Origin of the sequence: Kitasatospora sp. NPDC056800, assembly GCF_042789775.1 — a bacterium.
Taxonomy (GTDB): Bacteria; Actinomycetota; Actinomycetes; order Streptomycetales; family Streptomycetaceae; genus Kitasatospora.
Window position 1 is genome coordinate 1 of sequence record NZ_JBHUAL010000092.1, and the last position, 24348, is coordinate 24348.

General features: G+C 75.0%; 24 protein-coding genes and 1 pseudogene. 16 read left to right on the top strand and 9 right to left on the bottom strand.

The window, feature by feature from the left end:
* Window positions 1-57: 57 nt before the first annotated feature.
* Window positions 58-840: a glucosamine-6-phosphate deaminase gene (gene nagB, locus ACFRQN_RS20890; protein ID WP_049652442.1), complete on the bottom strand. Its 783-nt coding sequence runs from the start codon at window positions 838-840 to the stop codon at window positions 58-60.
* A 311-nt stretch (window positions 841-1151) separates the two neighbouring features.
* Complete coding sequence (locus ACFRQN_RS20895; protein ID WP_380741497.1) at window positions 1152-1559, bottom strand: hypothetical protein; 408 nt, start codon at window positions 1557-1559, stop codon at window positions 1152-1154.
* A 299-nt stretch (window positions 1560-1858) separates the two neighbouring features.
* On the opposite strand from ACFRQN_RS20895, the gene ACFRQN_RS20900 reads away from it, so the two are divergent.
* The 6 genes from ACFRQN_RS20900 to ACFRQN_RS20925 all read left to right on the top strand — a co-directional run bounded on the left by ACFRQN_RS20900 (window position 1859) and on the right by ACFRQN_RS20925 (window position 8788).
* Window positions 1859-2620, top strand: coding sequence for a serine/threonine protein kinase (locus tag ACFRQN_RS20900; protein WP_380741498.1), 762 nt, complete (start codon window positions 1859-1861; stop codon window positions 2618-2620).
* A complete protein-coding gene (locus ACFRQN_RS20905) occupies window positions 2617-4197 on the top strand; it encodes a protein kinase (protein ID WP_380741499.1) in 1581 nt (526 codons plus the stop codon). Before ACFRQN_RS20900 ends, ACFRQN_RS20905 begins: the two co-directional genes overlap by 4 nt.
* An 89-nt stretch (window positions 4198-4286) precedes the next feature.
* On the top strand, window positions 4287-5387 hold the full coding sequence (locus ACFRQN_RS20910; RefSeq protein ID WP_074004922.1) for a calcium:proton antiporter: 1101 nt from the start codon (window positions 4287-4289) through the stop codon (window positions 5385-5387).
* 495 nt (window positions 5388-5882) lie between these two features.
* The gene (locus ACFRQN_RS20915) at window positions 5883-7208 is read left to right on the top strand and encodes a geranylgeranyl reductase family protein (protein WP_380741500.1); all 1326 of its coding nucleotides are present in this window, start codon (window positions 5883-5885) and stop codon (window positions 7206-7208) included.
* Window positions 7209-7420: 212 nt separating this feature from the next.
* On the top strand, window positions 7421-8077 hold the full coding sequence (locus ACFRQN_RS20920) for a TNT domain-containing protein (protein WP_074004920.1): 657 nt from the start codon (window positions 7421-7423) through the stop codon (window positions 8075-8077).
* Window positions 8078-8188: 111 nt separating this feature from the next.
* The gene (locus tag ACFRQN_RS20925) at window positions 8189-8788 is read left to right on the top strand and encodes a GNAT family N-acetyltransferase (RefSeq protein WP_380741501.1); all 600 of its coding nucleotides are present in this window, start codon (window positions 8189-8191) and stop codon (window positions 8786-8788) included.
* 35 nt (window positions 8789-8823) lie between these two features.
* On the opposite strand, the gene ACFRQN_RS20930 is transcribed toward ACFRQN_RS20925, so the two are convergent.
* Complete coding sequence (locus ACFRQN_RS20930; protein ID WP_074004918.1) at window positions 8824-9525, bottom strand: DUF4328 domain-containing protein; 702 nt, start codon at window positions 9523-9525, stop codon at window positions 8824-8826.
* A 341-nt stretch (window positions 9526-9866) separates the two neighbouring features.
* On the opposite strand from ACFRQN_RS20930, the gene ACFRQN_RS20935 reads away from it, so the two are divergent.
* The 4 genes from ACFRQN_RS20935 to ACFRQN_RS20950 all read left to right on the top strand — a co-directional run bounded on the left by ACFRQN_RS20935 (window position 9867) and on the right by ACFRQN_RS20950 (window position 11690).
* Complete coding sequence (locus ACFRQN_RS20935) at window positions 9867-10313, top strand: hypothetical protein (protein ID WP_380741502.1); 447 nt, start codon at window positions 9867-9869, stop codon at window positions 10311-10313.
* A 66-nt stretch (window positions 10314-10379) separates the two neighbouring features.
* Entirely contained in the window at window positions 10380-10793 is a 414-nt protein-coding gene (locus ACFRQN_RS20940) for a DUF3040 domain-containing protein (protein ID WP_147409348.1), read from the top strand.
* 4 nt (window positions 10794-10797) lie between these two features.
* Window positions 10798-11094, top strand: coding sequence for a hypothetical protein (locus tag ACFRQN_RS20945; protein WP_049660555.1), 297 nt, complete (start codon window positions 10798-10800; stop codon window positions 11092-11094).
* Window positions 11095-11105: 11 nt separating this feature from the next.
* Window positions 11106-11690: a type 1 glutamine amidotransferase domain-containing protein gene (locus ACFRQN_RS20950; RefSeq protein WP_380741503.1), complete on the top strand. Its 585-nt coding sequence runs from the start codon at window positions 11106-11108 to the stop codon at window positions 11688-11690.
* 21 nt (window positions 11691-11711) lie between these two features.
* Here the strand turns inward: ACFRQN_RS20950 and ACFRQN_RS20955 are convergent, their stop codons facing one another.
* The 3 genes and pseudogenes from ACFRQN_RS20955 to ACFRQN_RS20965 all read right to left on the bottom strand — a co-directional run bounded on the left by ACFRQN_RS20955 (window position 11712) and on the right by ACFRQN_RS20965 (window position 14109).
* Window positions 11712-12566, bottom strand: coding sequence for a DNA ligase (locus tag ACFRQN_RS20955; RefSeq protein WP_380741513.1), 855 nt, complete (start codon window positions 12564-12566; stop codon window positions 11712-11714).
* 111 nt (window positions 12567-12677) lie between these two features.
* Window positions 12678-13547 (bottom strand): annotated as a pseudogene (ligD, locus tag ACFRQN_RS20960) (non-homologous end-joining DNA ligase); the annotation flags it as partial.
* A gap of 127 nt (window positions 13548-13674) precedes the next feature.
* Entirely contained in the window at window positions 13675-14109 is a 435-nt protein-coding gene (locus tag ACFRQN_RS20965; protein ID WP_380741504.1) for a VOC family protein, read from the bottom strand.
* Between the two features lie 271 nt (window positions 14110-14380).
* Between ACFRQN_RS20965 and ACFRQN_RS20970 the strand changes: the two genes are divergently transcribed.
* Window positions 14381-14815 (top strand): CBS domain-containing protein, encoded by a 435-nt coding sequence (locus ACFRQN_RS20970; RefSeq protein WP_234348648.1) that lies wholly within the window; start codon window positions 14381-14383, stop codon window positions 14813-14815.
* Between the two features lie 153 nt (window positions 14816-14968).
* Here ACFRQN_RS20970 and ACFRQN_RS20975 read toward each other — a convergent pair whose 3' ends face one another.
* Complete coding sequence (locus ACFRQN_RS20975) at window positions 14969-15901, bottom strand: helix-turn-helix domain-containing protein (RefSeq protein WP_380741505.1); 933 nt, start codon at window positions 15899-15901, stop codon at window positions 14969-14971.
* 151 nt (window positions 15902-16052) lie between these two features.
* On the opposite strand from ACFRQN_RS20975, the gene ACFRQN_RS20980 reads away from it, so the two are divergent.
* On the top strand, window positions 16053-16637 hold the full coding sequence (locus tag ACFRQN_RS20980; RefSeq protein WP_049658863.1) for a pyridoxamine 5'-phosphate oxidase family protein: 585 nt from the start codon (window positions 16053-16055) through the stop codon (window positions 16635-16637).
* Between the two features lie 139 nt (window positions 16638-16776).
* On the opposite strand, the gene ACFRQN_RS20985 is transcribed toward ACFRQN_RS20980, so the two are convergent.
* Window positions 16777-17172: a transglycosylase family protein gene (locus ACFRQN_RS20985; protein ID WP_079272611.1), complete on the bottom strand. Its 396-nt coding sequence runs from the start codon at window positions 17170-17172 to the stop codon at window positions 16777-16779.
* 483 nt (window positions 17173-17655) lie between these two features.
* Between ACFRQN_RS20985 and ACFRQN_RS20990 the strand changes: the two genes are divergently transcribed.
* The 4 genes from ACFRQN_RS20990 to ACFRQN_RS21005 all read left to right on the top strand — a co-directional run bounded on the left by ACFRQN_RS20990 (window position 17656) and on the right by ACFRQN_RS21005 (window position 22554).
* Window positions 17656-18249 (top strand): universal stress protein, encoded by a 594-nt coding sequence (locus ACFRQN_RS20990; protein ID WP_079272610.1) that lies wholly within the window; start codon window positions 17656-17658, stop codon window positions 18247-18249.
* A 125-nt stretch (window positions 18250-18374) separates the two neighbouring features.
* Window positions 18375-19829, top strand: a complete 1455-nt coding sequence (locus tag ACFRQN_RS20995) for a PLP-dependent aminotransferase family protein (protein WP_380741506.1) — start codon at window positions 18375-18377, stop codon at window positions 19827-19829.
* A gap of 163 nt (window positions 19830-19992) precedes the next feature.
* On the top strand, window positions 19993-20508 hold the full coding sequence (locus ACFRQN_RS21000) for a hypothetical protein (RefSeq protein ID WP_063780349.1): 516 nt from the start codon (window positions 19993-19995) through the stop codon (window positions 20506-20508).
* 639 nt (window positions 20509-21147) lie between these two features.
* Complete coding sequence (locus tag ACFRQN_RS21005; protein WP_074004908.1) at window positions 21148-22554, top strand: family 2B encapsulin nanocompartment shell protein; 1407 nt, start codon at window positions 21148-21150, stop codon at window positions 22552-22554.
* 884 nt (window positions 22555-23438) lie between these two features.
* On the opposite strand, the gene ACFRQN_RS21010 is transcribed toward ACFRQN_RS21005, so the two are convergent.
* On the bottom strand, window positions 23439-24140 hold the full coding sequence (locus ACFRQN_RS21010) for a hypothetical protein (protein WP_380741507.1): 702 nt from the start codon (window positions 24138-24140) through the stop codon (window positions 23439-23441).
* Window positions 24141-24348 lie beyond the last annotated feature (208 nt).

The following is a 24348-nucleotide window of genomic DNA, read 5'->3' on the forward strand; positions in this document are numbered from 1 at the left end:
GAGTCGGTGGCCGGCGCCCCGGCCGTCACGGCCGTCAAGGCCGCTGCCCGGGAGCGCTCAGAGCTTCTGCCAGGCCGGCTTGGCCGCGTAGGTGTCGCGGAAGTAGTCGGCGAGCTTGAGGCGGGAGGCGGCCGCCTCGTCCACCACGACGGTGGCGTGCGGGTGCAGCTGCAGCGCCGAGGCGGGGACGACCGCGGAGAGCGGGCCCTCGACGGCGAGCGCGACGGCCTCGGCCTTGGCCTCGCCGGTGGCGAGCAGGACCAGGTGGCGGGCCTCCAGGATGGTGCCGATGCCCTGGGTGATGACGTGGTGCGGCACCTCGTCGAGGCTGTCGAAGAAGCGGGCGTTGTCCTCGCGGGTCTGCCGGGTCAGGGTCTTGATCCGGGTCCGGGAGGAGAGCGAGGAGCAGGGCTCGTTGAAGCCGATGTGGCCGTCCGTGCCGATGCCGAGCAGCTGGAGGTCGACGCCGCCGGCCTCGGCCAGCGCGCGGTCGTAGGCGGTGGCGGCCGCGGCGATGTCGGAGGCGTTGCCGTCCGGGCCCAGGAAGGAGTCCTCGGTCAGGCCGAGCGGCTCCACGACCTCGCGCAGCACCACCGAGCGGTAGGACTCCGGGTGGCCGGCGGGCAGGCCGACGTACTCGTCCAGCTGGCAGATGCGCGCCTCGGCGGCGTCCAGTCGGCCGTCGCGGACCCGCTCGGCCAGGGCCTGGTAGATCGGCAGCGGGGTCGAGCCGGTGGCCACGCCGAGCAGGGCGTCGGGCTTGTCGGTCAGCAGATCGGTGATCGCCGCGGCGATGAGTTCGCCGGCCGCACGGGCGTCAGGGACGATCACGATTTCCATACTGGGTCCACCGTTCTGAGGCGAGGCTGAGGTCTAGACCTCCAAGGTCTAGACCAGTTTGCCGTGAAGGGGTGCCCCAGGTCCACCCGGGTCCGCGTTCCGGATGATCTCCGCCACCGCCTCTTCTGCCTGATCGGGACGGCTGCCGCCCGATCGGCATGGCCGGGGCCGGTCGTCGGGACGGGATGTCCCGGCGGCCGGCCCCGGTGGTGGTGCTCTTCACTGCTTCCCGCCCCCTGGTCGTCCGGACGGCTGCCCGGTCGTACGGACGGCGTGGGGGTGGCGGGTGCGGCGCCTCGGCGGCCCCGCGATCAGAACGGGTGGGTACAGGTGGTGACCTGCTTGGCGACGTCCAGCGCGGGGCCGGCGGTCGCGCAGATCATGCGCGGGGCGCCGGCGGTCACCCGCGGGGTGACCGCCTTGGCGGAGCCGAACCGGACGGTGGTCGCGGAGGCGACCGCCTCCCAGGGGCTGCCCCAGGCGGCCTGGGTGCGGACCTCGACCCGAACCAGCGTCAACTGGCCCGGGTCCGCGCTGACCTGGGCGACGCCGACGATGCCGGCGCCGTCGGCCTGGTGCGAGATGCAGGGCTGGTTGAGCACCGTGGCGCAGAGCGCGGTGTCGGTGTCGGACGTCGCGGTGGCCGCTATGGCCGGGGCCGCCGTCAGGCCGGCGATCCCTGCCGCCGCCATCACCACAGCTGCGATCCGAGCGCGCATGATACGAACCTCCTTGGAAATTAAGGGAATCTCACTCCTTGAGATGAGTCTTGCACACATCGTGAACGTGTTGTGTGTGCGTTGCGTCACACTCATGGTGACCGTTCAACTACATCCTGCAACCATTCCTCATCTGTTCAGCACACGGACAACTCCAGTCCTGACGGATGATCAGTTCATGGGTGGAAAAGGGCGGTTCCTCACCCGTCCGGGTGGCGGGCTTGCCCCCGGGGCGAATAGGACGGATACCATCGACCCCATCCCACGGAGGTATCGACCCGATCCCACGGAGGTGCCGCGTGGACACGGTCATCGTCCAACTGCCCGGCCCCGGGCCCGGGATGAGGCCCGGTGGGGCCCCCGGCCTGCTGCGGATGGGCCCGGGCGAGACCGCGGTGTTCGGGCGCGGGGAGCCCGGCCGACCGGTCCCCATCCCACTGCCCGACCAGGGCGTCTCCCGCCGGGCGGGGGAGGTGGTCGCGGCCGAGGACTACTGGCGGCTGTCCAACTTCAGCACCTCGGCCACCTACGTGGTGGAGAACCTGGAGGGCGCGGGGGAGCACGTCAAGGTCGCGCCCGGCCGGCTCGGCGCCCCCGTCCCGTTCGAGCTCTCCCGGGTGCTGCTGCCCGCGCTCGGCGAGCCCGCGGCCTTCAAGGTCTTCGCCCCGCAGCACGCCTACCTCGACGGGCGGCCCGGCGGCGCCGACGGCGAGCACACCGTCAGCCCGTTCGCCCTGGACCCGACCGCCAAGTACTTCCTGGTCCTGCTCGCGCTCTGCGAGCCCCGGCTGCGCTCGCCCTCCGCCGCCGCCGTCCCCGGGGTGACCGAGGTGCTCGCCCGGCTGCGCGCCCTGCCCGGCTGCCGCGGGCTGAGCCGCTCGGCGGTCAACTACCACATCGACTACCTGGTGGAGGCCAAGCTGCGGCTGCGCGAGCCGTACGAGGAAGGGCCGGCCGGCGGCAAGCGCGAGGAACTGGTGGCGCTGGCACTGAAGTTCGACCTCGTCCGGGAGGAGCACCTGGCCCTGCTCCCGCCCCGGCGCCCGGTCGCCCGGCCGTGACGCCCGGCGCCCCGTCCGAGCCGTCGCCGGGGTCCGAGCCCGAGCCGGAGCCGGGTTCCGACCCCGGGCCGTCCGGGGGCCCGTCCTTCGCGGTCCCGGAGGGCTACCCGATCGCCGGCTACCGCCTCGGCGCCTTCCTCGGCGCGGGTGCCTGGGGCAGCGTGTACGCCGCCGAGGGCCCCGACGGGAGCCAGGCCGCCGTCAAGATCCTCGGCGCGGCCCGGTTCGCCCCCGGCCAGCGCCGGACCGTGGCCCGGATGGCCCGCAGCGAACAGCGCTTCAGCCGCCGCGCCGATCACCCCCACCTGATCCGAACCCTCGCCGTGGCCACCGTCGAGGACCCGGACCACCCGGCGCTCGACGGTGCCGTCGCCCTGGTGATGGAACGCGCCGCCGGCAGCCTCCAGGACCTGCTGGGCGAGGCCCGCCCCGGTGCCGCGGTGCCCGGCGCCGAGCGGATCCTGGCCGAGGTCTGTGCCGGGCTGAGCCACATGCACCGGGTCGGCTGGGTGCACGGGGACCTGAAACCGGCCAATGTCCTGCTGATGCCCGACGGCACCGCGAAGATCGCCGACTTCGGCCTCACCGCCGAGCTGGAGGGCACCCACGCCTACGCCCCGCCGCTGGGCTCGCCCGACCACGTCCCGCCCGAGTGGTGGTCCGAGCGCACCGGCGCCCGCGGCATCGCGCTGCGCCCCAGCGCCGACGTCTGGGCCTTCGGGGTGATCGCCCACCAGGTGCTCACCGGCGGCCTGCACCCCTTCCTCGGCGCCACCAGCCGGGCCCGCTCGCTGGCCGCCCAGGCGTACGCGCGGGGCGCCGCGCCGCTCCGGCTGCACGAGGCGCTGCCGATGCGCTGGCGGCCGGTGGTCGCCGCCTGCCTCGCCCCCGGGCGGGAGGAGCGGACCCGGACCGGCCCGGCCGGGCTGGCGGCGCTGGTCGCCCGGGCCGCCGCCGTTCCGGGCCGGTGCCGTCGGGTCGCTGTCCGGGTCGCCGTCCAGGCCGCCGTCCGGTCCGGCGCGGGCCTGCTCGCCTGCGGGCTCGCCGTCCTCGCCTTGGTCGGTGGCCCGGAGCCCGGCGGACCGGGCGCGGCTGAGCGCGCGGCGCCCCCGCCGTCCGGCGCGATCCCGGCCGGATCGGACGTCCCGGTGGCCTACCGGGGCATGATCGAGACCGCGGCGCGGCGGTGCCCCGAGCCGGAGGTCACCCCGGTGCTGCTGGCCGCCATGCTGAAGGCCGAGAGCGGCTTCGACCCGAAGGCCGCCCGCCCGGAGACCGGCGAGTACGGCATCGCCCTGTGGACGCCCTCCGTCTTCGAGGCCTGGGGCAAGGCCGCCACCCACGCCGGTCCGAAGTCGTACTGGGACCCGGGCGACGCGATCGCCGCGATGGGCAACTACGCCTGCTGGCTCGACCAGCAGATAAAGCGCCACGGCTTCACCCGCGACCTGCCCGCCCTGGTCGCGGCGGCCTACCGGACCAGCGACAAGACCGTGGCGACCGCCGGGGGCGTCCCGGAACGGCTTCGGCAACATGTCGACAAAGTGCTTCAGTACCTTCATGGCTACGGTGGGTGACTGCCGAATTGGGATGAGTTATGCCACATCCCTATGTATCCGGCGCGGGCACCCGGGTGACGGGCCTCCGGTCTGGGATCCTCGGCGGCATGATCACGAAGCTCCGCGCGGCTCTCGCGCAATGGACCGTCGTCGTCCCGGTGGTGTCGTTCCTCGTCCTCGCCCTGACCTGGCACAAGGAACTCCCCGGCTGGGTGGTGGCGGTGGTCGCCTGCTTCCTGGTGGGCGCCGTGCTGTCGGCCGTGCACCACGCGGAGGTGATCGCGCACTGGTCGGGGGAGCCCTTCGGGTCACTGGTCCTCGCCGTGGCGGTCACCGTGATCGAGGTCGCGCTGATCGTGACGCTGATGGCCGACGGCGGGGACAAGTCCTCCACCCTGGCCCGGGACACCGTCTTCGCCGCCGTGATGATCACCTGCAACGGCATCCTCGGACTGTCCATCCTGGTCGCCGCCGTCAAGTACCGGACCGCCGTCTTCAACGCCGAGGGCACCGGCGCCGCGCTGGCCTGCATCGCCACCCTCGCGACCCTCAGCCTGGTACTGCCGACCTTCACCACCAGCTCGCCCGGCCCCCAGTTCTCGACCACCCAGCTCACCTTCGCGGCCACCGCCTCGCTGGTGGTCTACGGCCTGTTCGTGGCCACCCAGACCGTCCGGCACCGCGACTACTTCCTGCCCGTCACCCCCGAGGGCCGGGTGCTGGCCGAGGAGGAGCACGCCTCACCGCCCACCCTCCGGGCCGCCGGGATCAGCCTGCTGCTGCTCGCCGTCGCCCTGGTGGCGGTGGTGGGCCTGGCCAAGGGCGTGTCGCCGACCATCGAGAAGGCGGTGGACGACGCCGGGCTGCCGCACGCCGTGGTCGGCGTCGTGATCGCCATGATGGTGCTGCTGCCGGAGACCATCGCGGCGCTGCGCGCGGCCGTCCGCAACCGGGTGCAGACCAGCCTCAACCTCGCCCTCGGCTCGGCGCTCGCCAGCATCGGCCTGACCATCCCGGCGGTCGCGATCGCCTCCACCTGGCTCTCCGGCCCGCTCGTCCTCGGCCTCGACCCGGCGCACATGGTGCTGCTGAGCCTGACCATCGTGCTGCTCACCCTCACCGTCATCCCGCGCCGGGCGACCCCGCTGCAGGGCGCGGTGCACCTGGCGGTGCTGGCGGGGTACGTGGTGCTGGCGCTGAACCCGTGAGGGCCCGCCGGCCGTAGTCGACAGTGGAAGCCCCTGCCACGTTCCCCCGTGCGGTCAGGGGCTTCCGCCGTTCCCGGGGCCGGATCGGGTGGTGCCGGTGGTGTCAATGGGATCAGTGGGACTGGTGGGACTGGTGGTGAACCCGGGAGGCGGTGCCGGCCGTGGTACCGGATGAGGGCCCCGGTCCGCCCCCGTGGTCGGGGCCCTCGTCGAACCCGGCGCGACCGCCGTTGATCCCCCCGAGGGGTCCGCGCCGCGGAACGACGGAGAGCCCCTGGTCCCGCTGCTGCTCGCGGGCCGGGGGCTCGGTTGCGTCCGGGATCCGGCGTGGCGGGTGGACCCGTACGGCAGGGGTGGCCGGTATTGGCCGGTTCGCGGGGCGGCCTGCGTGTCGGGGCGGCGGGCGGGTGCCGGGGTTCTCTATCGTCCGTCCGGAACCGCCCAGTCCGAGGACTCCGTCGCGCGGACAGCCGATCCGACCCGTGGGAGAGTGCGATGCCCGGCCCAGAGCAGACCGTCCGGCCCGAGGAGACCGTCAGTGGCGGGGAGGCCGTCCAGGACGGGGGGAGCGCCGACGTCATCGTGGTCGGCGCCGGACCGGCCGGCTCCACCGCCGCCGCCCACCTCGCCCAGACCGGACTGGACGTCCTGCTGCTGGAGAAGTCCGCCTTCCCGCGCGAGAAGGTCTGCGGGGACGGCCTCACCCCGCGCGCCGTCAAGCAGTTGACCGACCTCGGCATCGACGTCTCCGAGGAGGCCGGCTGGCTGCACAACCGGGGCCTGCGGCTGATCTCCGGGCACCGCTCGGTGGAGTTCGACTGGCCCGAGCTCTCCGCCTACCCCGGGTACGGACTGGTCCGGCGCCGCGCCGACTTCGACGAACTGCTCGCCCGCAAGGCCGCCTCGCTCGGAGCCCGGGTGGTCGAACGCGCCAATGTGACGGGCCCGACGCTGGACGAGCGGACCGGCCGGATCACCGGCGTCACCGCCAAGCTGGGCGAGGAGCGCCGGCCGGTCGCCTACCGGGCCCCGGTCGTGGTCGCCGCCGACGGCAACTCCACCCGGCTGTCGGTGGCGATGCGGCGCTACCGCCGCACCGACCGCGCGATGGGCGTCGCCTACCGGACGTACTTCACCACCCCGAGGCACGACGACCGCTACCTGGAGGTCTGGCTCGACCTGCGCGACCCCGACGACCGGGCCCGGCGCCAGTTGCCCGGCTACGCCTGGGTGTTCGGCATGGGCGACGGCACCGCCAACGTCGGCCTCGGGGTCCTGGACACCGCCGGGACCGAGGCGGACTGGCGCGAGGTGCTGCGGCGCTGGTGCGACGGCCTGCCCCCGGAGTACGGCTACACCCCCGACGCGGTCACCGAGCCGATCCGCGGTGCCGCCCTGCCGATGGGCCTCAACCGCGCGCCCCACTACGCCGACGGCCTGCTGCTGATCGGCGACGCGGGCGGGACGGTCAGCCCGGGCACCGGCGAGGGCATCGCCTACGCGATGGAGTCCGGCCGCTACGCCGCCGAGACCATCGTCCAGGCCCTCGCCCGCCGCACCGACCGCGGTCGCGAACTCGCCCTGCGTGCCTACCCGCAGGCGCTGCGCTCCGCCTACGCGGGCTACTTCGCGCTCGGCCGCCTGGCCGCCGACATGCTGGGCCGCCCGAAGCTGCGCGGCGCGGCCGGGGCGGCCGGGCTCGGCCACCCGGCGCTGCTGAAGGCGGCGTTCCGGCTGATGGCCAACCTGACCGAGCCGAACTCCAAGGACGCCCTCGACCGGCTGCTCCACCTGCTCGGGCGGGTCGCCCCGGGGAAGTGACCCGGGCGCGCCGGACCGCTCATCCTCGCGGACGGGCGGTCCCGGTGTCCCGGCTTTGGCCGAATCCGCCGAGTCGAACGCGCAGCCGCACGGATCATGTTGACGAATGATCAGATGATCCGATTGCCTGGTGTCGAACCAGTCACGGAAGGTGAGCACAACGCTCCTCCGTGGCTCCTTTTTCGACCGCTGACCCGTTCGACGGAGACACCGTGCGCCTTCGCCTTCGCCTGCTCGTCGCGCCGCTCGCCGCGGCCGCCGCCCTCACCGCCGTGACCGTCCCCGCCGCCGTCGCGGCCCCGGCGGCCACCCCCGCCGACCAGTGCTCCGCCGCCTTCCGCCACGACGACGCCCGCCTCGGCCCGGCCGACCTCCCGACCGCCGGGCCGGTCGGCCGCCAGCTCGTCGGCTACCAGCGCACCGGCGGCGCGGGCGAGCAGGACTTCCTGGCCAAGTACTACGACCCGGCCGGCAACGGCGGCAAGGGCGGCTGGATATACCCGCCGGCCGACGGCTACGTCACCCTGCCCGACGGCAGCCCGATCGAGTTCGACCTCACCCTCTACCCGAACCAGAACATCGACCGCTACGGCAGCGAGTACGGCGCCTACCTCGCCCCCGAGGGCCTGCCCTACGCCAGCCGCGCGCTCCCGCCGCAGAGCCTGGACGGCACCCCGCCGGCCGCCTGCAACTACCACGACTACAAGGTGGTCAAGGCCTTCACGGTGCACGCCGGCCCGATCGCTCCCTGGTTCAACCAGCCCGGCTGGGGCCTCCAGTACCAGCTCGACGCCACCCTGCTGCCCGGCGGCCCGGCCAAGCTGAACGTGCTCTGGCTGGTGGAGAACGGCTACCTGGCCCGGATCTGACCGCGCCCCGTCCGCCCGCCCGCTCCGTCCACCAGGGCGGAGCGGGCGGGCGAAGTCGGGCACCGGAATATTCGCTGGCGGGCCCCCGGGAGCGGGGGATAGGAAGACGGGATGACCATCAGCGATCCCGGCACCGCCCAGCGGCTGTTCCGCCCCACCGTCCTCGACCTCGGCGACGCCGTGCTGCGCCCGTGGGGGCCCGGCCTCGACGTGGCCGGCGGAATCGTGCCCGCCCTGCTCGCCGCCGCGGCGGACCCGGCCGTCGCCCGCTGGAACCCGCTCAGCGCCACCGGCCCAGTCGACCCGCAGGCCTACCTGGAGCGCTGCGAGGCAGGCTGGGCCGACGGCAGCGCGGCCTCCTTCGCCGTGATCGACGCCGCCGAAGGCAGCCTCTGCGGCAACGCCTACCTGGGGTGGAGCAACCGGGACGACGGCGTGGCCATGGTCGGCTACTGGCTGCTCGCCGCGGCCCGCGGCCGGGGCCTGGCCACCCGGGCCACCACCGCCGTCACCCGCTGGGCGGTGGAGCACGCCGGCGCCCGCCGGATCGAGCTCTACCACGCCGTCGGCAACGAGGCCTCCTGCCGGGTCGCCGAGCGGGCCGCCTTCCCGTACGAGGGCACCCTGCGCGCCTCCTACACCTACGGCGGGGGCGTCTACACGGACGAGCACCTGCACGCCCGGCTGGCCTCGGACCCGTTCACGGACTGAGCGCCCGCCCGCGGGCCCGCGGCCGGCGGAACGGCTCAGCCCCGGACGGTTCCGCCGCGGACCGCGTACGCGTGGGCGGTGGACTCGGCGAAGCGCTCCTCCTGCATGGCCGTCAGCCGCTGGACGACCAGGACGGCGAGGACGGCGGCGACCACCTCCAGCACGTCGGAGGCCAGCAGCCAGCCGAGGGCGGTCTGGTAGTCGTCCGGGTACTTCGCCGAGTTCAGGTAGTTGGCGCCGAACCGGCCGGTCGCGTTGGCCAGCCAGAAGGTGGCCCACCAGAGGTTGACCAGCGGCTGGGGGTGCGGCAGGCGCACCCCGGAGGCGTCCGGCCGGGCGCTGGCCGTCCAGGTGTCGACCGTGATCCGGAACGGGAACCAGAGGGCGACCACGGGGGTGAACCAGCCGCCGATCGCCCAGCCGCGCTTGAACCGGTGCCCGCTCGGGTCGAAGACCTCCGCGTTCACCCGCACCCGGTGGAACCAGGTGATGAAGGCGACCGCCGAGGCCAGCAGGGTGAGCGTCTGGACCAGGCTGACGTTGTCGTAGAGCAGGGCCGCGTCCGTCAGCGCGGACTCGTCGGCCAGGTCGGAGTCGGCGGCGAACTCCCCCGCCTCCCCGTACAGGCGGAAGCCCGCGGCGAGCGAGGCGAGGGTCGCGGTGCCGCACACGGCGAGCAGGACGGTGGCGGCGGTGGAGCTGGGTCTGGGCGAGCGGTACAGGGCGGGCGAAGGCATCGGGGACGGACTCCTGGACTGGACCAATGTGACGGGGCGACACCCTAGGGCCTGCGGGCAGCCCCGGACCAGCGGCTTTTCGCGGACCGCACCGCACGACGGGCCCCGGCGCGCGGCCGCCGCCCCCGCCCCGGCCCCGGCCCGCGCTCCGGAGCGACGGCGCACGCGCGGAGCGGCGGTCCGGGCGGCGCGAACCGACGGACGCGCGGCGCCCCGCCGTGGCTCCTTGCCACGGCCCCCCCGCCGCGGATCCACGGGGCGCAGGCTGCGCGCGCGGCGGGGGAGCGACCTAACCTGGAAGAGAGCGTTCGGTGCGTCGCCCGCGAACGGAAGCGGTGGTCATGACGGTGGTCTCGGCGGCTCTCTTCGGTACCGACTGGTGGCAGCCCGCGCTGCCGGGCGGTGCCGAGTTGCTGCGCGAGTGCGCGGTACGGGGCTGGACGGTCGTGCTGACCGGCCCCGGGCCGGCCGGGGCTCCGGCTCTGGCCGTGGCCGACCCCGGGGGCGACCCGGTGCGGGCCGCGCTGGACCTGGTGGACGGCAGGCCCTCGCACGCCGTGGCCGTCGCCGGGAGCGTGCGCGAGGTCCGGGTGGCGCGGCGGGCCGGGGTGCCGTGCGTCGCCCTGGCGGCCGGCCGGGACACCGGCCCCGAGCTGCGGGCGGCGGGCGCGGCCGAGGTCCACCGCGACGCCGCCGCCCTGTTGAGCGTCCTGGACGACAGCCTGCTCGCCCGCCCCCGGGCGTTCGGGCCCGTCGGCGCCGGAACAGGCGGTGCCCGGAACGGTTAGCGCGAGCCCGTACCGGGCAACCGCCCGGGTGCGAGCACGTCACCCGAAGTGTCGGAGGTGACCGAGATGGACGGACCCGCGTTGAGCGGATGGGAGCGGCGGCTCCTCGAGGAGATCGAGTCCGATCTGCGCCAGGACACACGGCTCGACCGGAAGCTGAGCACCATGGGCGCCGAGCCGCCGAGCCGGGTCCGGGGCGTGCTCCGCGGCATCGGGCGCAGGTTCTCGGCGGGGGTCGTGCTGACCGCCCTGGTGATGACGATGATCTGCCTCGGCGTGGGCCTGCGGACCCCGGCCACCGCCGTACTGGTCGCGCTCGGCGTGGTCTGGGCGGCCACCGTGGCGGCCGCGTTCGCCGCCTCCGAGCTGCTGCGCCGCCGCCGCGCCGGCCGCGGCGGCACCGAAGCGGTGGACCCGGCGGAGGCCCGGGAACGCCGGGAGCGCCGCGAACGGCGGCCCTGGGACCGTCCGGAGGCGTGACACCATGACCACCGACCTGTGGGAGTACCGCCCGGGCTCCCATCCCGCCGCCGACCTCACGCTGGTCGGGTACGAGGTGCTCGCCACCGACGGCCCGGTCGGCCGGGTCGAACAGGACGCCGGGGACCACCTGCTGGTCGACGCCGAACCCTGGGTGCCCGGCACCCGGGTGCTCGTCCCGGCCGGACTGGTCGCCCGGCTCGACCACCTCGACCGCGCCGTCCACCTCGACTGCCCGCGCGCCAGGCTCAGCTCCGCCCCGCCCGCGGCCGTCGACCTGACCGCCCCGCACCCGCGCTGAGCGACCACGCCATGGGCTGGCCGTCCACGACGCTCACCGGACGCGTGATCGCCTTCCTGGTCGCGCCGTACGGGGCCGAACAGGTCGAACTGACCGACCCCTGGCAGGCCGTCGCCGAGTCCGGCGGCACCCCGCGGCTGCTGTCCACCGCCGAGGGCCGGGTCCGCACCGTCCGGCACCACGCCGAGGGCGACACCTTCGCCGTGGACGCCCTGGTCGCCGAGGCCGACCCGGCGGCCTACGACGGGCTGGTCCTCCCCGGCGGCGTCGCCAACCCCGACCGGCTGCGCCTGGACCGCCCGGCGGTCGCCTTCGTGCACGCCTGCTGCGCCGCCGGCCGTCCGGTCGCGGCGATCTGCCACGCGGCCTGGACGCTCATCGAGGCCGACGCCGTCCGCGGCCGCACCCTCACCTCCTGGCCCAGCCTGCGCACCGACCTGGTCAACGCCGGCGCCCACTGGGTGGACGAGCCGGTCCACGTCTGCCACGACGGCCCCGGCCCGCTCGTCACCAGCCGCGAGCCGGGCGACCTGCCGCTGTTCGACGACGCCTTCGTGACGGAGTTCGCCCACGCGGCGGCGAAACGGAGGCGGTGAGCAAGGGGAGCGAGGGCGGGGTCAGTCGCCGCGGAGGCGGAGGAAGGTGGCGGACGGCGGGCGGCCGGTGAGGGTGAACTCGGCGCGGAGCGGGGCGGTCAGCGGGTGGACCGGGCCGTGGTCCGGGTCGGTGGCGGGCGGGCCGAGCAGGGGGCGGGCGAGTTCGGCGACCTCGCGGGACTGGACCGGGGTGAGCCGCGGGGTGGTCAGGAACACCCGGCCGTCGTCCAGCTGGAGGATCAGCGCGTGCGGGTGGGCGGCCGGGCCGGTGACGGCGCGGACGGTGGCGTCGAGGGTGTCGCCGCGGCGGTACTTGGCCCAGACCCGGCCCGCGCCGCGCGGGCGGTACGGGGCCGCCGCGGCCTTGCAGACCAGTCCCTCCACCCCGGTGTCGGCGAGCCGCTCCATCCACTCCAGCGCCTCCGCCCGGTCGGTGGTGGCCATGACCGGCCGGATCGGCGGCGGGACGTCGGCGAGGGCGGCGAGCAGCAGCCGGCGGCGGTCGGTGAGCGGAAGGGCCCGTACGTCGCGGCCGGGCAGCGCCAGCAGGTCGAAGGCGATCAGGCCGAGCGCCACCCCGGTGGCGGCGGCGCGGGCCCGGCGGGTGCGCAGCAGCTCGCCGAAGGCGAACCGGCCGTCGCGCCAGGCGACCAGCTCGGCGTCCAGCACCAGGCCCTCCGGCAGCCGGGCGACGGCTGCGGCGATCGGCGGGAACTCGGGGGCGAGGTCGCGGCCGCCGCGGGACTGGAGGTACGCGGGCCGCCCGCCCCGGGCGAAGGCGACGCAGCGGAAGCCGTCCAGCTTCAGCTCGTACTGCACGCCCCCGCCGCCCAGGCCGTCGGCGGGCGGGACGGCGGCCACGGCGGCCGGGCGCATCACCTCGACGGGCGGGTGCAGCACCTGGGCCGGCCGCGCTCCTTCCGCCCGCCTGGTCGGTGGTGACCCCGTCGGCGGTGATCCCGTCGGTGGTGGCGCCGCCGGTGCGCCGGGCAGCGGCCGGGCCCGCTCCGGGTCCAGCAGTGGGGCGAGCAGGTCGCCGTGGGCGGCCAGCCGGTCGGGCACCTCGGCGAGGGTGAAGACCAGGTCCCGCTCGTCGGCGGCCCGTTCCAGCTCCGCCCAGGCCAGCGGGGTGGAGACGGTCGGCAGCGGCCTGGCCCGCAGGGTGTACGGCGCGGCGGTGGTCTTCTTGGCGTTGTTCTGCGACCAGTCGACCAGCACCCGGCCCCGGCGGCGGGCCTTGGCCATGGTGTGCACCACCAGCTCCGGGTGCTCGGCCTCCAGGGCGGCGGCCAGCGCCTTCGCGTACCCGGAGACCCGGGCGCTCGGCGCGGGCTCGATCGGGACCAGCAGGTGCAGGCCCTTGGAGCCGGAGGTCTTCACCCAGGCCGCCAGGCCGTCCGCCGCGAGCCGCTCGCGCAGCAGCAGCGCGACCGTGCGGCAGGTGAGCACGTCGGCGCCCTCGCCGGGGTCCAGGTCCAGCACCAGCCGGTCGGCGAGGGCGGGTCGGGCCGCGTGCCACTGCGGGACGTGCAGTTCCAGGCAGCCCAGGTTGGCGACCGCCAGCAGCGCCGCGCCGCTCTCCAGCACCACCTGGCGCAGCTCGCCGGTGTTGCTCGGCACGTCGACCGTGCGCACCCAGTCCGGGGTGCCGGGCGGCGGGTTCTTGGCGACGAACACCTCCGCCTCGACGCCGTCCGGGCAGCGGAGGAAGGAGACCGGGCGGTCGCGCAGGTGCGGGAGCAGCGCGGCGTGCACGGCGGCGTAGTAGCGCAGCACCTCGCCCTTGGGGGTGCCGGTGCGCGGGTAGTACACCTTGTCGAGGTGGGAGAGGGCGAGGGTGCGCCCGTCCACCGTCATCTGCGGCACGGTCCGCCTCCGATGCCTCCGATGCCTCCGGTGGGGTGGCCCCGCTGTCAGTCTGCCCCGGTCCGGCGGCCACCGCCTCGGCGCCGCCGCTCCGGGCCGTCCGTGACCGCGGACCGCCTCACCCCCGTGGGCGGCCGGCCGGCCGGGGCGCGCCCGGGTAGGTGCCGAAGTACCAGCGGTTGCCCTCCGGGTCGGCGGCGGCGAAGTCACGCGAGCCGTAGTCGGTCTCGTACAGCCCGGTGATGATCCGGGCCCCGGCGGCCACCGCGCGGGCGTGCACGCCGTCCGGGTCGGCGGTGACCACGTACGCGGTGAAGCCGCCCGGCCGGCCCGGCCACGGTTCGGCGTCCTCGGGCGCCGGACGGTCGGAGCCGAGCATCACGCCGCCGCCCTCGGGCCAGGCGAGTTCGGCGTGCGCGACGAACTCGCCCTCGCCGTAGGCGACGACCTCCTGGAAGCCGAAGGCGTCGACCAGGAAGCGGATCAGGGCCCGGGCGTCGGTGGCGCGCAGGTTGGGCCAGACCTGCGGGGCGGGGGTCTCGGTGGTGTCCATCGCTCGCTCACTCCTCGGGAGGTGCGGGTGGCCGGGCCGGGAGCCGGGCCGGTCGCGTTCTCTTCCACTCTGCGGCCGCGCCCCGGGCCCCGCCTCGAAGGTCGCGCGGACTCGCCCGCTCCGGCTGCGCGGGGTCGCGGGCGGAGGCGGGGTTGCTTATGGTGAGGGCGCGGTCACAGCCCCCTTCCGCCCCGACGGCGGGAGCCCGGGAGCACCGCCGGGGGGATGCGGGGGGGATCCGGCGGGGGGAACCACCGACGAAGGAGTCCCCGTGACCAAAGCCCGAGACATCATGCACACCGGTGCCCAGTGCATCGGCGCCCACCAGACGCTCGCCGAGGCCGCGCGGATGATGCGCGACAAGCACGTGGGCGCGCTGCCGATCTGCGGCGACGACCAGAAGCTCAAGGGCATCATCACCGACCGCGACATCGTGCTGCGATGTATCGCGGAGGGCAAGGACCCGGCCACGATGACGGCCATCGAACTGGGCGGCCACCTGCACTGCGTACGCGCCGAGGACAGCATGGAGACGGTGCTGCGCAAGATGGAGCAGCACCAGATCCGGCGGATCCCGGTGATCGACGGGGACCGGCTGGTGGGCATGATCAGCGAGGCCGACCTGGCGATGGGCCACCGCGAAGGCCAGCGGCTGACCGATCAGCAGATCATCGAGTTCATGGACAGCGTGTACCTGAAGCACTGACCGGCTGACACCCCGCCCGGCCCGCCCCGCCCCGCCCCGTTTCCGCCCTGCCCCGCCCCGCCCGCTCCGGTGACCGGCCGGCCCCCCGTACCGGCCGGGCCCTTCGAGCGTGCCGGGCGGGGCAGCGGTGCGTCTTGTACGAATGCGCACTCCTCAGCTCCCGGAACCCCCTGGGTCCAGGACGGTGCTGGTCACCCGCCCGCTGACCCGGTCGGTGACCCGCTCGGCGGGCCCGGGCAGGGCGGCGGCGGTGCGCCGGGCGGCCAGGAACGCGCGCGGCGAGCAGCCGACCATGGCGCGGAAGGTCCGGTCGAGGTGGGACTGGTCGTAGTAGCCGCAGCGCGTGGCCAGGTCGGCGCCGGTGGGCCGGTACCCGGAGCGGTGGTCCCCGGAGGGGTGGTCCTCGTGCGCGGTCAGGGCGTTGAGGGTGCGCTGGAGCCGGAGGATGCCGGCCGCCTGCTTGGGGGCCAGCCCGAGGTGCTCGCGGAAGCGCAGCTCCAGTCGGCGGCGGCTCCACCCGGTGCCCTCGACCAGGGTGCCGATCGGCACCAGCCCGTGCGAGTGCCGCAGTTGCCGCCAGACCCAGTGCACGGACGGGTCCCAGTCCGGCCCGTACGCGAACAGCGCGCCGAAGTACCCGTCCAGCATGGCGAACCGGGCCGGCCAGCTCGGCGCGTGGGCCAGCCGGTCGGTCAGCGCCCGCAGCCGCGGGCCCAGGACGTCCCCGGCCTCGGCCCAGTGCCCGCCGAGCTCGCCGGCCAGCGGCCCGAACGCCCGGAACGCGCCCTGCGGGGTGAGCGAGACGGCCAACCCGTGCAGCGCGCCCGCGTGTTCGGCGACCGTCGCGGTGCGGCGCAGCCCGGCCGCGACCGAGCCGAAGGAGGCCGCGGCCGTGGGGGAGACGGCGTCGGTGAGGCTCATGGTGCCCTCGAAGGCGAGCGCCACGGTGACCACGTCCGTCGGCACCTCCAGCCGTCGGAGCGGCTGCCGCAGCGCCAGCCGGTAGCCCCGGTAGCCGAGCACGTACCCGCGCAGCGGCGCGGTCGGCGCGCCGAGGACCGTCCCGGGAGGGGTGTTCCGGATCATCGCAACTCCCCAGCTCGGTCCGGCGGGTGACACGCGCACGGGCCATCGTAGGCGGCACCGCCCGGCCCCCGGGAGGGCCCGGGCGGTGCGGGGCGTCTCAGGAAGCGGAATCCGGTTTCTTGCCAGCCGAGATGGGGGCAGACTGGCGGGCATGGGAAAGCAGTACGAAGCCATCGACGGTCGGCTGCGCCGGTTCATCGAGCGCCAGCCGGTCTACTTCGTGGCCACCGCCCCGCTGGCCGCCGACGGGCACGTCAACCTCTCGCCCAAGGGCCGGTCCGGGACGCTCGCGGTGATCGACGAACTCACCCTCGCCTACCTGGATTTCGGCGGCTCGCAGGCCGAGACGGTCGCCCATCTGCGGGAGAACGGCCGGATCACCCTGATGTGGTGCGCCTTCGAGGGCCCGCCGACCGTGGTGCGGGTGCACGGGCGCGGGGAGCCGGTGTTCCGGGACGACCCGCGGTTCGCCGAACTGCTCGGCCACTTCGACCCGTCCGCCGACGGATCCGGGCTGCGGGCGATCGTGCTGGTCAGGGCGGAGCGGGTCAGCGACTCCTGCGGGTACGCGGTGCCGTTCATGGACTACCGGGCCGACCGCGACCTGCACGCCCAGTACTTCGACCGGAAGGACGAGGAGGAGTTCGGCGCCTACTGCGAGCGCAAGCCGCTGGTCGGCAGCAGCATCGACGGGCTGCCGGCCGTTCCGCTGCCGCTCCCGCCCCGGCCGTCCTGACCGGCCCGTTCCACCGGGGTGGCCGGGATCCGGGGGCCGAGGGGCCGGGAGCCGAGGGGTCGGGATCCGGGGCTCCGGCCGGGAACGCGACGAGGCCGCCGCGCCCCGGGCGGGGTGCGGCGGCCTCGTGGCCTACGTCTTACTTGCTCAGACCGGCCTTGACGGAGCAGACCGGCCAGGCGCCGGGGCCCTGGGCGGCGAGGACCTTCTCGCCGATGGCGATCTGCTGGTCCTTGGTGGCCTGGTGGGCCTGCGCGGCGTAGGAGGTGCCACCGAAGGCGGCCCAGGTGCTCTGGGTGAACTGCAGGCCGCCGTAGAAGCCGTTGCCGGAGTTGATGGCCCAGTTGCCGGTCGCCTCGCAGGCGGCGACCTTGTCCCAGACCGTGGCCGGCGCGGCGGAGGCGCTGGTGGCCGTGACGAGGCCGGCCACGGGCAGGGCGGTGATCGCCCCGGCCATCAGAGCCATCCGGACGCGGTTGCGGCGCTTCGGGGTGGCAGTGGTGGTGGCAGCGGCGGTCTCGTTACGGAAGGTCATGGAGTTCCTTTCGGAGGGGTCTGCGAGCGCGCGGAACCAGGCCCTCGGAAGGCCGTCGGTTTCGGGGACACGTCACTCGCGTGGTCCTGCACCGTTCTGCCCGGGGGCGGTTGGCCCGGCCGGAGCGGATCGCTCGGTGCAACGGGTTCGAAGTTACGGGGGTGGACGGGGCGGTTTCAAGGATCCGAAGGTTTAGCCACGTCAGAGGGGTGTTACCGCGCGTAAGGATCAAGGAAATGTGGCGATTTCACCCGATTTGCCACCATTTCCAAGATCAAAAAGCCCCGGGAAGTGGCCCGCGCCACTCCGAACCCGCCCCGGAACCGGTGTGAGGCCGCCCACACGGTCGACAGCGTGTGACGGTCGGCCAGCCGCCGGTGCCGGTTCCACCGCCGCGGCCGCCCGCCCGGGTGGCCCGCGCCACAGCCCTCACCCGGAGTGCCCCCTGCCGTCACTCCCGGTGGCGGGCATAGCCTCGGCCCCATGAGCAACGACAGCGATGCAGCGGACACGGCGGACGCGGGAGAGGCGGCCGCCGGTGCGGGAGGGGCGGCCGACGCCGGTGCGGGACGGGCCGCCGCGGCGGGAGTGCCGATCGGCGCCGAGGAGCACGAGGCCGCGGCCGCGCCCGCGGGCTTCGAGCTGGGCACCGACGGCCCCAGCGTGGTGCTGGCCGGCCTGGACGGCTCCGACTCCTCCTGGCGCGCCACCGCCTACGCCGCCGGACTGGCCCGCCGGCAGGGCGCCGTCCTCGCGGTGGCGTACGTCCAGCCGATCCTCGGCGCCGCGACCGCCCTGGCCGGAGCCGTGGTGGAGGAGACCACCCAGGAGATCGCCGAGGAGCTGCTGGCCGCCCTGCGCGAGGCCGAGCACCGGGTGCGCGAGGTGTGGAAGGTGGAGTGGCGCTTCCTGACCATGCGCGGCGACCCGTACACCGGCCTCGCCAAGCTCGCGGACGAGCTGCGCGCCGACGCCGTGGTGGTCGGCGTCTCCGAGCAGGCCGGGCACAAGGTGATCGGTTCGGTGGCGGTCCGGCTGGTCAAGGCGGGCCGCTGGCCGGTCACCGTCGTCCCATAGGCGTGTGCCCCCAGCCTGAGGCGCGCGCCCTGACCTGCGTGCCCCGGGCCTGAGGCGCGTGCCCGGCCCGGGGCCGGGTAGCCGCCCGAAGGGGGCCGGAGCGGCGGCCGGTAGGGTGCGTGACCATGACGGACACGCGGGGCACGCACCCCTCCGAGCCCGCCCACCCGACCGGCAGTGACCTGCACCTCGACCTCCCCGCCACCGGGGGCCGGCGTGCCGCGCTGATGACGGCCCTGCGCGAGGCGATCCGCAGCGGCAGACTGGCCCCCGGCACCCGGCTGCCGCCCTACCGCGCCCTCGCCACCGACCTCGGCCTGGCCCGCAACACCGCCGCCGAGGCCTACGCCGAACTCGTCGCCGAGGGCTGGCTCACCGCCCGGCAGGGCTCCGGCACCACCGTCGCCGAACGCGCCGAGCCCGTCCCGAGCGGCCGGGCCCGCCGGCCCTCCCGCCGCCCCGGCCCCACCCACGACCTGCGCCAGGGCCAGCCCGACGCCTCCTCCTTCCCGCGCACCGCCTGGCTCGCCGCCGCCCGCCGGGCCCTCACCGCCGCCCCCAACGAGGCCTTCGGGCCCGGCGACCCCCAGGGCCGGCGCGAACTGCGCACCGTCCTCGCCGACTACCTCGCCCGCGCCCGGGGCGTGCGCACCGACCCCGACCGGATCGTGGTCTGCTCGGGCTTCGCCCACGCGCTGCGGCTGCTCTTCGACGGTGCCGCGCCCGTCCTGCCGCCCGCCGAGCACGGCCCGCTGGCCGTCGAGGCGTACGGGCTGGGCTTCCACCACGGGCTGCTGGCCGCCGCCGGCGTCACCACCGTTCCGCTGCCGATCGACGAACGGGGCGCCCGGACCGGCGAGTTGGCGAACCACCCGGACGTCCGGACGGCGCTGCTCACCCCCGCCCACCAGTTCCCCACCGGCGGCCCGCTGCACCCGGGCCGCCGCGCCGCCGTGGTGGACTGGGCGCGCGGGCGCGGCGGGCTGGTCCTGGAGGACGACTACGACGGGGAGTTCCGCTACGACCGCCAGCCGGTCGGCGCCCTCCAGGGGCTCGACCCCGAACGGGTGGTCTACCTCGGCAGCGCCAGCAAGAGCCTCACCCCCGCGCTGCGGCTCGGCTGGATGGTGCTGCCCGACCACCTGGTGGACCGGGTGCTCGCCGCCAAGGGCGAGCGCGAGGGCTGGGCCAGCGCCCTCGACCAGCTGACCCTCGCCGAGTTCGTCGACTCCGGCGGCTACGACCGGCACGTGCGCCGGATGCGCCGCCGCTACCGCGAGCGCCGGGACGAGCTGGTGGCCGCCCTCGCGGCCCGCGCCCCGCACGTCGAGGTGTCCGGCATCGCGGCCGGCCTGCACGCGGTGCTGCGCCTGGAGCCGGGCACCGAGCGCTCGGTGCTCAAGGCCGCCGCCTACCGGGGCCTGGCCGTCGAGGGGCTCGCGGACTACCGGCACCCGGCGGTCGGCGAGGAGGCGATGCCCGCCGTCGACGGCCTGGTGGTCGGCTACGCCACGCCGCCGGACTACGCCTACCCGGCGGCGCTCGGCGCGCTCTGCGACATCCTGCCGCCGTGCGGGTGAGGGCCGCCCCCGGGAGCAGCGGCGAAGGATAGGCCCCCGGGTGCGCCCGTGGGGGCGGAACGAGAGCGGCCGGTGCGGGGTGTCCGCTCGCCGCTCCTGCGTCGGTACGGACCCGGGCCGAGGAGCACAACCCCGGCGGAGGCGGGGCCTACGCTCCTTGGTCATGCGCAGAACACATCCGCGTCGCGCCGCGCTCGCCGCGTGTCCGGCCCTCGTCGTCGGTCTGCTCCTCTCCGCCGCCCCTGCCGCCCGGGCCGACGGACAACTGCCCCTCACGGCCGTCTCCGACAAGCAGACGACGGTCCGGGGGAGCGAGTTCACCGTCACCCTGACGCTCACCAACCCGTACGACACCCCGATCCAGTTCGTCTACCAGAGCGTCCAGGAGACCTACGCCACGAGTCTGGAGACCGGGCTGAAGTTCACCGCGACCGCCTGCGGCACCCAGACCAACGGGTGCAGTGACAACGTCCACGGCGGCATCGCCCGGTACAACGTCCCACTCGCCCCCGGTGCCAGCAGCGCCTTCACGGTGACGTACGCCGTCGCCCCCGATTCGGCCTGCGGTCCCGGCACCCGGATCGACCTCTACTCCTACCTGTACTACGAGTACAAGGGCGGTGAGGCCAACAACTCGGGCATCGTCGGCGTCCCCGGCACCCAGGTCGCCTGCGCCTGACCCGCCCGCCCCGACCGGCCTGCCTGACCGGCCTGGTCCGGCTGACCCGAATGACCCGGATGGCCCGACCGGCCCACCGGTGTCATCGGCGGAGCACCACAGGCGCGCACCGTCCTCTCCGGCGCGGACGCCCACCGCGCACCCCCCGTTCACCCGTCAGGTGCCGGCCTCCCCCGTGCCGGCACCTGACGGGCCGTTCGCGTTTCCCGTGGTCGGCCGCGGGGAGCGGCGGTCGGAGCCCGGCGGCGCGCGGGTGTCCGAACCGCCGGGACGGTGCGTCGGGTTGACGCCGGACGGTGGTCTCCGGGCCGTCCGGCCGGGCCCCGACCGGGGTGGAAAGGCCGTTGGCCGCAGGGGGATCGCCGGGGCGAACGGATGTTCCCGGAGTTTGCGGGGAGATGGGGGCGGACCGGGCAAGATTCACCCTATCGGGGGGTAGTGAGCCTTCGTTCGGGCTCCGTCGGGTCCTGATGATCTAGGGTTCCGGGTGGGCCGCCGGGAGACGGTGGTCGCCTTCTCGCGTAAATCGCCAACGCCCCCACCGATAAACGGATCTGATGATCCGTCATGGCATGCGTCAGGGCGGGCCGCTGTGCCCCTGGACGTGTGACCCGATCACAGGAATGGAGAGCCCTGCCGATGACCGTGGACACGAGCCCGGAGGCAGTGCAGGCCAAGCAGCAGAGCCTTGCGACGGCTGCTGCCCGGAACCTTGCCACCACGACCAAGTCCGCACCGCAGATGCAGGAGATCACCTCCCGCTGGCTGCTCAAGGTGCTCCCCTGGGTCCAGGCGGCCGGTGGCGCCTACCGCGTCAACCGTCGGCTCACCTACGCCGTGGGCAACGGGGTGGTGGAGTTCATCAAGACCGGCTCCCAGGTCCGGGTGATCCCGGCCGAGCTGGGCGAGCTGGCCCTGCTGCGCGGCTACGAGGACGAGGACGTCCTCACCGCCCTGGCCGACCGCTGCCAGCAGCGGGACTTCGGCCCCGGCGAGGTGCTCACCACCCAGGGCGAGGCCGCCGACAAGATCTTCCTGATCGCGCACGGCAAGATCAACAAGATCGGCACCGGCAAGTACGGCGACGACACCGTGGTCGGCGTGGCCGGCGACGGCGACCGCTTCGGCGACGACGCGCTGCTGAACCCGGACGCCGTCTGGGAGTTCACGGCCAAGACCGCCACCTCCGGTGTCGCCCTGACGCTGACCCGGGCGGACTTCGCCGCCATCCGGGACAACGCGCCCAGCCTCCAGGAGCACCTCCAGGGCTTCCTGGCCCTGCCGCTCCAGGCGCAGAACGAGCGCGGCGAGGCCGAGATCGCCATGTCGGCCGGCCACCACGGCGAGTACGAGCTGCCCGGCGCCTTCGTGGACTACGAGCTCAAGCCGCGCGAGTACGAGCTGAGCGTCGCGCAGACCGTCCTGAAGGTCCACACCCGCGTCGCGGACCTGTACAACCAGCCGATGAACCAGACCGAGCACCAGCTGCGGCTGACGATCGAGGCCCTGCGCGAGCGCCAGGAGCACGAGATCGTCAACAACCCGGAGTTCGGCCTGCTCAACAACGCCGACTTCGACCAGCGCATCCAGACCCACTCCGGCCCGCCCACCCCGGACGACCTGGACGAGCTGCTCAACCGCCGCCGCGACCCCGACTACCTGCTCGCCCACCCGCGGACCATCGCCGCGATCGGCCGGGAGTTCAACGCCCGCGGGCTGTACCCCACCCACGTCGACCTCGGCGGGCAGCAGGTGCCGGCCTGGCGCGGGGTGCCGATCCTGCCGTGCAACAAGATCCCGATCACCAAGGAGAACACCAGCTCGATCCTGGTGATCCGTACCGGTGAGGACAACCAGGGCGTCATCGGCCTGCACCAGACCGGCCTCCCGGACGAGTACCAGCCCTCGCTGTCGGTCCGCTTCATGGGCATCGACGAGAAGGCGATCATCTCGTACCTGGTCAGCGCCTACTACTCGGCCGCCATCCTGGTGCCGGACGCGGTCGGCGTGCTGGAGAACGTGGAGATCGCCCACCGCCGCAGCTGAGCGCGCAGAACGGTGAGCGCGGGCCGTTACCGGTCGGCTCGATGATCGTTTGACCTGATGACGGACGGCCCGCCCCCTGAAGGCGGGCCGTCCGCCTGACCGTGTCTGATCACTTCTGGTCGTACCCGATGGAACTTCCGTCGGGAACGCGACCGTACTCGACCTTTCCGCCCGTTCCGTCCGTCCTGCCCGTTCCTTCGCGGCCGGTCGGCCCGAGCCCGTTCCGTCCTCCCCGGACGATCCGAGAGGTGTGTGGAGCCCATGCCCCAGCGTCGGCAGATCTGCCGGATACCGTCCGGCGTCGCTGGGGGTGCGGCCCCCGGGCGGCGGGTGCGGCTGATCGGCGCGGCGGCCGGCGTGGTCGCGATCTGCGCACTGGTCGGCGGTGCGACCGCGTCCGGCGCCGGGCATCCCGGGGGGTACCCGCACGGCCCGGTGGTGGACATCTGCGTGTGCGACGAGACCGACCTCTCGATGTCGGTGCGGCCGGGCGGACAGGTGACCGTCGGCGTGGACGTGGACGTGGACGTCCAGGTCGGCGTCGGCGCCGCGCCGGGCGTCGGTCCGGGGCACCACGGGCCCAAGCCCCCGCACGGGCACCACCCCTGCCGCACACCCAAGCCCACCCCGAAGCCCACCGCGCCGCACTTCCCCTCGGCGCACTTCCCGGCGCCGTCCGTCTCGGGGCCGTCCTTGTCCTCGCCGCCCTTCTCCTCGCCCTCGCGTCCGGCGGGGCTGCGGAGCGAGCCCGGACGGCCGGTCGAGGGGCAGGGCGGCCCCGGGCAGCTCGGGCCGGGCCACGACGACGGCGATGACGACGAGTACGACGACGGGTACGGCGACGACGAGTACGGCGACCACGGCTGGCACCACCATCACCACCATCACCACCATCCGTGCCCGAGCCCCAGTCCGAGCCCGAAGCCCACACCGAGCCCGACGCCGACCCTCACCCACACGCCCAGCCCGACGCCCACTCCGACGCCGACACCGACCCGGACTCCGACCCGCACCCCCACACCGACCGCCACGCCGTCGCCGACTCCCACGCCGTCACCGACTCCGAGCCCCACGCCGAGTCCGAGCGCGAGCCCGAGTCCCACGCCGAGCGCGAGCCCGAGCCCGAGTCCGAGCCCGAGTCCGAGCGCGAGTCCGAGCCCTACCGCCACGGCGTCGCCGACCTCACCGTCCCCCAGCCCGACGCCGTCCCCCAGCCCGTCGCCCGCGTCGCCCGCACCTTCGGCGTCCCCGGCTCCTTCGGTGCCGCCCTCCGTGCCGCCGTCGGCACCCGCACCGGGGCCCTCCCCGGCCGCCCCCGCGCCGGCGACCCCGGCCCCGGCGGCGCCCGCCCCCGCACCGGCCCCGCCGCTCCCCGTTCCGGCGGCTCCCGCGCCCGCGGTCCCGAGCCCGGCCGCGCCCGGTCCGGCGGCCCCCAGCCCCGCGGCCTCGCCGAGTTCGGCCCGTCCGAGCCCGCTGTGGCCGACCCCGTCGGCGCAGCCGGTGTTCCACGCCCCCAGGGCGAAGCCCGCGCCCATGGCCCGGCAGCACCAGGGCACCTCGATGACCACCATGCTGCTGGTGATCATGGTCCCCGGTGTGCTCGCGGCGGCGGCCCTGCGCCCGGGCCGTGGTGGCCGAGGACGCGGCGGCCGTTCGGGCCCGTCCTGACCGTCCCCTGACGGCCCGCCGACCGGTTCCCGGTCGGCGGGGGCCCGTCCTACCGCCCGGTCCCGAACCGAACCGAACCCGAGCGGGCCGAAGCGGTCGGGGGCCGCCCCCTTGAGCTTTCCGTTC